This window comes from Halopseudomonas pachastrellae, from assembly GCF_900114765.1.
GTDB lineage: Bacteria > Pseudomonadota > Gammaproteobacteria > Pseudomonadales > Pseudomonadaceae > Halopseudomonas > Halopseudomonas pachastrellae.
Map to the genome: position 1 here is coordinate 1 of NZ_FOUD01000040.1, position 6,022 is coordinate 6,022.

Below are 6,022 nucleotides of genomic sequence, written 5' to 3' on the forward strand. Positions count from 1 at the left end.
CGAAACCAAATGGGATGACGACTACCTGCCAATTGGTCAGTCCTGGCGGCGCAACTGGGCTCGGATCACGCCGTTCTTCGACTTCCCACCGGAGATTCGCAAAGTGATCTATACCACCAACGCCATTGAGTCGGTGAACATGAGTTTGCGCAAGATAACCAAGAACCGCGGCTCGTTCCCCAGCGACGAGGCGCTGCTGAAACTGTTCTATCTGGCGCTACGCAACATCAGCAAGAAATGGACGATGCCGATCCGTGACTGGAAAGCGGCACTGACACGCTTTACGATCAGCTACGAAGGCAGGCTGCCACAGTAGTAACCCCATCCCCGGTTACACAGAATTCTGCACACCCTCATGTCCGCTTCTGGCCCGAGGCGGCTATTTAGCGCCTCCTAATACATCCGGATAGCGGACATTTCTTTCGGCATATCAGACCAACCAGTGCAGGCGATATCGCCCCAAACCAATGGTATGGTTGAGCGTTTCAACGGGCGTACGATGTGCTTAAGACCCATCACTTCGATAGCCGTGAAGAGTTGGAGCAAACCCTGCTACGCTATGTGCATCTATATAACAATCAACTGCCGCACCAGTCCGCGTTGAAGTCCAGGCCACCCATTATGGCGATGAAGGAGTGGTATAAAATCCAACCAGAGCTTTTTAACAAGCGCCCTTATAACCATACGGACGTGACAAATAGTCACTTAGCCTACTTTTCCAATTTATCCATCAGATTGTATACGGCAGTTAATTTTTCTTGCGTTATATCAGCCACTTCAGCCACTCTCTGACGGCATTCAGAGAAATCTGATATACCTCGACAACAGCTATGAACCAAGTCGGTTATAGAGTTGTATGGTATTTCGGAACGACCGAGCAATCCTTTTTTCCTGAAGAAGCCTTTGTCCTCAAAGTGGCTTGCGAAACCAAGATAAAACGCGATAGGCAAATTTTTCTTCAATTTGTAGTTCATCTTTTCCTGAACAACTCTGCCTTCTTTGATAGCGTTACCTTCATACAAGACTTCCCTCAACGCATCAGCGAAGGCGTCAATATCAGTATTCTTATAGGCCACATCCGGATGCATATAGAGCAATTCGTCTACTCGTACCACCTGTTTCAGTGTCATCATCTGATCAATATAGAAGTTCGCGTGACGAATACTCTTGCTTCTTAGCTTGGAGGCGATTTCTTGTTTCGTCATTCCAGTTTCCGAATTTTTGAGCATTTCGATAATCATATCGTGCTGACTGATCGCACTCGCATTTTCGTCAAGGGATACGGTATCCTGGTTGCTCTTCCCTTTAAAGTAGAGGCCGAAGTCGCCTCCGAAGTCTCGCACCAGATATCTTAACTCCCAATAATTGACTGACTTATAGCGTGGTTCACTGCTTAATAATGCCTCGTAGATGTTAGTTAGGTGTAGTGTGTCTAGCCCACTCCTCTCGATAAACTGCTTTACTGATTTTAATAACTCTTCCTTCGGAACTTTCAAATCTAGGTAATAGACGTGGCCCCATGCACCCCTATCAACCTGATATAGGTAGGGATTATCCCTGAACGATGAGGTAACCCTGTCTTTGTGTAGAGCAGTACAGCGGCCGGACGCATTCACTGCTGCAATTAGATCTTGCCATGGCATACCTTTCGGGTGGTTCAGCAGCTCCATACCAAGAGCCTGTACTCTGGTCAGCTTTACATTTTCTTTTAAATCTATAATCCCAGAGTTGAATTCTAAGTAATCAGCAGAGTGAAAAATGTATAAATCTATATCCTCGTCAGTGAACTCAGTCTCATTTCGGAGGTAGTTTTCGAAGATTTCAATTGTTCTTGGTTTAGGTATAGAACAGAAAAAATCCAACAAATAGCCTTTATTAAAAACGGTACTACCGGCTTGTTCCAGTCTTTCCTTCAAATTCGTATCAATATTTTCCTGTAGGGCGTCCATTAGCCTTATTAAGGATGATCGAGACTCAAAGCTGTCTTGAATTTCTTCGTAGTAGTTGTCAAATTTCAATGAGTCATTACTTTCATAGTATGCAGTAAACAGCTTGCGAAGCCCTGGATGCTTGAGGCGAAAATCATCCATGATCTGTTTTTCTTTCTGGCGGGCTCGTTCTCGAGTCAGACCTAACTTTTCGCCACAGTTTTCTAGGGTCTCACTCGGTTGGAAAAAACCCAATCTGCTGAGGAATAAATCCCGGTCCTTGGCTTCAAGCTCGAAAGCAAACTCCCCTATGCGCTCGATTAGAATGTCGAAAGCTTGGGCAGGACTCTCGTATTCCATGCTCATATCAGTGCTATTAGCCAGTTTTAAGCTTACTTCAAGTAAAGACTTGATGCCTTTTATTTGGCTCTCAGAGAGTTTTTGGGTGATTTCTGTGTGGACGCCTTTTTGGAGGTTCATGTATACATCTAGAACATCGCCCCAGCTAACGTCTCGGTTCAGGAGTCTCGACAACTTATTTAGAGCGCGTGTGTGCGCTGACTCAAGTGGAGCGGGAGTATTTCCAACGAGAAGTAATTTTTGAAGAATTTCCTCGGTATTATCCGAGCCGTCAGATTGTGTTTCTTCAGTCGTTTCATGCTCTATATCAAGCTCTCTCCTCACGATTGAGTACAACCCTTCCACCCATGCAGGTGATAGTTTCCGGAGTATTTGCTTGTGTAATCGATTGCCGTCGTCAGCAAAAATCAAACATATATCGTCGTAAGTTGGCGGGGTCTCAAGCATTCTAGCTACCGCAAATAGAGCATTCTTCTCAACGCGGTTTGTATAGGCTGGAGGAGGAGAGCTATCCAAGTGCTTCTTCAGATATCTCCACTTTAGTTTATTAGATGACGCCAACATAAACTGGTCATCCAGTTTGAAGTCATTATACTGCCGGATTGACTGAAGCTCCGTTATCAACTTGGAGGCAAGCGCTACGGTATCAAAGTCAATATCTCGATTAAACGACAGCTCTTCCTTGAGGCGTCTCAGAAAGGTAATCGGTGAAGTACTATCCCAATTCGAAGGGTCCATTTTTTTAAATGCACGTCTTTCCTCAGTACTGAACTTGTATTTCGAATAGAATTCCTCTCTTGGCAGGTCAGGGTTTTCGACCTCTCGTTCGATTAGATTCTGGAGTTCTGAATTATCCAATTCTCAGTTCCTTGAATAGCGCAAAAGGTGATTTGAAGGTGGCTTTAATCTCTTTTTTATCTTCATCCGACAATTGTTTGTAGTCGTCTACACTGCTCAAGAGATTGCTATATTTTGCGATGAGAGCTGCCTTTGGGTCGATCTGGGGACTTTCTGATTGAGCTTCTGTAGTGTCGCTCTGTGCGCCAACGGACACCGCTTTGGATGGGGAAGGGCTGATTCCAGATAAGATCTCATCGATTTCAATTTCTGAGGCTATGTCGAGCACACCATCACTTAGCTGCAACCTGTAATATTTTGCGCTGTGCTGGATAGCCTGTTCATCGATGGATTTTCTAATACGCCCCTCAACTTGCTTAGCAATTATCTTGGCGTAATCCTCGGGCTCACATGCTCTGGCTAAACCAAGTAGGGATCCAAAAATTGTAGCCACCTGATCTCTGGAAACATCCTGTAGCACGGTTTCTATATTCTCGCTCGTTACTACGATTCCATTTGAAAACGCATGGTTCACTTGCCTGATTATCCTTGCTCTTGTGGTCAGTCTGAATTCGAGGTTTTCTATCAGCGTAAGGACCTGAGCGGCGCTCTCATCGAAATCAACTAAGATTGACTCATCATGGATAGGATCCCCTGCTTGGGGTCTGTCAAAAGAGTTTGGTTCAGCATCGGGCTTCAGAGAGTCCTTATCGATAGGAGCTCGATCTACTGCACGTTGTAAATCTCTTACGTTTTCGATTTGCTTGAAAGAACCTACAAAATCTAACACGTGGACAATGGATTTGTTTTTTGTTTTTCGGAGCCCACGTCCTAGTTGTTGCAGCCAAATCGTACGTGAGGATGTTTGGCGCAGAAATACGAGCATGTTAGCTTCTGGTATATCGATTCCTTCATTAAAAAGGTCGACCACTAAAACGTAGGAGAGATCCGTTTCTCGGAACCTTCTTATGTTTTCTCGGCGCTCATCATCAGGCTGCTTCGAGTGGATCATTACTACATCGGACGGGTTGAAGTATCCGATCATATATTTCATGTGTTCTATAGACTTACAAAATACAATGCACTTCGGTGTCGCGATCTTGTTTTCTTCAACGCACTCATTTATCTTCGAAATAATCCCGTCATCTTTCCTGTGAAGAAAGATTGATTTGTCGATATCTTGCACCGATAGGCCGGCTCGCAATTGATCGAGCTTTGCTTGGTCAACGTTATCCAGTATTACTTTGTAACGAGGGAAAGCGAGCTTTTTGTGCTTTAGAGCCCAAGCCAGATCGTAACGCCCAACATGCCCAGACTCCCCACCGAAAAAACCGTGTACATCGAGACCGTCCATCCGCTGTGGTGTCGCAGTTAGCCCAATCATATATTTTGATTTTAGGTGATCAAGTACAGCTCCATAGGTTCTAGCAGGTGCGTGGTGAGCTTCATCAACGATAACTAGGTCAAACTCACTGTGATCAATGTATCGAAGCCGGTTAAATAGTGTGTCGAATGTCGCAAACACGAAGTCTGTTTGCTCGGGTGCCGCACCCGCAAAGCAGGCAGACATTGTATAGTTGCCGACTCCGAGTACGTTTTTAAAAGCGCTTACGGACTGCGTTATGATCTCAATTTGATGAGCAATAAACAGGACACGTTTTATTGCACCTCTGCTAAGAAGCTCCTTGGTGAGAAGCGCAACCGTGTATGTCTTACCAAGCCCAGTTGCCATTTCAATTAATAGCTTTCGCTGCCCGGTGCCAATTGTTTTAAGACATTCTTCAATTATTGATTCTTGATATGCGCGAGCTTTAATCTCTCGCCCGATTTCAGACGCTTCGTATTCCCACATCGACTTTAAAGCGTCGCGGTCAATTAGCTCAACACCCAGACGTAATGCGCGAATCTTGACTTCAGAGGTGAAGTAGGAGTTTGTGACTAATATTCGGTTATTGATGCCATAGAGTTTGGCACCGGTTTGGAGCTGATTAAGAGCTTTTACGTCAACTAGGTTACCTTTACCTCGTTGTTTCGCTTCAACTGCAAACCTGATTCCGCGACGGGTCGCTATGATGTCTATACCTCCGTCACCGTGCTTAAAGGTCGAGTTAACCCTGGTTACGTCAGCTTCGTGCCATCCCGAGCGGAGTAGTAGATCAGCTATAGCGTGTTCAAAATCATCCGGACTAAGACTGTCTAGGTCACGGAATTTCATCGATCAACTCCCTATACTGGTATAAATAAGTCTACTAATCATAGACGGCTGCGGCAAAAACTGAGTGCAACACCTGACCTTTCCGGTACGGTGCTGCCCTATGTCTTATTCCGAACTCAGCGTTGAAGAGCGTGCCACCATTCAAGTTAGTCATGCCCAAGGCCTCAGCTTGCGCAGGATTGCCTGCTTGATCAACCGATCCCCTTCGACGGTCAGCCGAGAGATGCGCCGCAATCGAGATGCAGCTGGCAGCTACTCGGCCCGCGTGGCTCAGCAGCGGATGAAGGTCCGCCGCCAGGCTTGTCGGCCCATGCGAAAGCTGCTGCCAGGTAGTGGAGGGTGTGCAGAATTCTGTGTAACCGGGGATGGGGTTACTACTGTGGCAGCCTGCCTTCGTAGCTGATCGTAAAGCGTGTCAGTGCCGCTTTCCAGTCACGGATCGGCATCGTCCATTTCTTGCGATGTTGCGTAGCGCCAGATAGAACAGTTTCAGCAGCGCCTCGTCGCTGGGGAACGAGCCGCGGTTCTTGGTTATCTTGCGCAAACTCATGTTCACCGACTCAATGGCGTTGGTGGTATAGATCACTTTGCGGATCTCCGGTGGGAAGTCGAAGAACGGCGTGATCCGAGCCCAGTTGCGCCGCCAGGACTGACCAATTGGCAGGTAGTCGTCATCCCATTT

Annotated in this window: 3 protein-coding genes and 3 pseudogenes; 3 read left to right on the forward strand and 3 right to left on the reverse strand. The window is 46.3% G+C overall.

The features are described from left to right. Together BM116_RS18365 and BM116_RS18370 are read left to right on the forward strand one after the other, a co-directional pair. Positions 1–316: transposase (locus tag BM116_RS18365; RefSeq protein ID WP_139222386.1), on the forward strand; the 316-nt coding region annotated here is incomplete at its 5' end. Between the two features lie 138 nt (positions 317–454). Beyond that, positions 455–681, forward strand: a pseudogene (locus tag BM116_RS18370) (integrase core domain-containing protein); the annotation flags it as partial. Positions 682–710: 29 nt separating this feature from the next. Here BM116_RS18370 and BM116_RS18375 read toward each other — a convergent pair. Together BM116_RS18375 and BM116_RS18380 are read right to left on the reverse strand one after the other, a co-directional pair. Next, complete coding sequence (locus BM116_RS18375) at positions 711–3,146, reverse strand: sigma-70 family RNA polymerase sigma factor (protein ID WP_083729431.1); 2,436 nt, start codon at positions 3,144–3,146, stop codon at positions 711–713. Then, entirely contained in the window at positions 3,139–5,340 is a 2,202-nt protein-coding gene (locus tag BM116_RS18380; protein ID WP_083729429.1) for a DEAD/DEAH box helicase family protein, read from the reverse strand. Before BM116_RS18380 ends, BM116_RS18375 begins: the two co-directional genes overlap by 8 nt. Before the next feature lie 100 nt (positions 5,341–5,440). Here BM116_RS18380 and BM116_RS18385 point away from each other — a divergent pair. Then, positions 5,441–5,674: pseudogene (locus BM116_RS18385) on the forward strand (helix-turn-helix domain-containing protein); the annotation flags it as partial. Between the two features lie 40 nt (positions 5,675–5,714). On the opposite strand, the pseudogene BM116_RS18390 reads toward BM116_RS18385, so the two are convergent. Continuing rightward, positions 5,715–6,022 (reverse strand): annotated as a pseudogene (locus BM116_RS18390) (transposase); the annotation flags it as partial.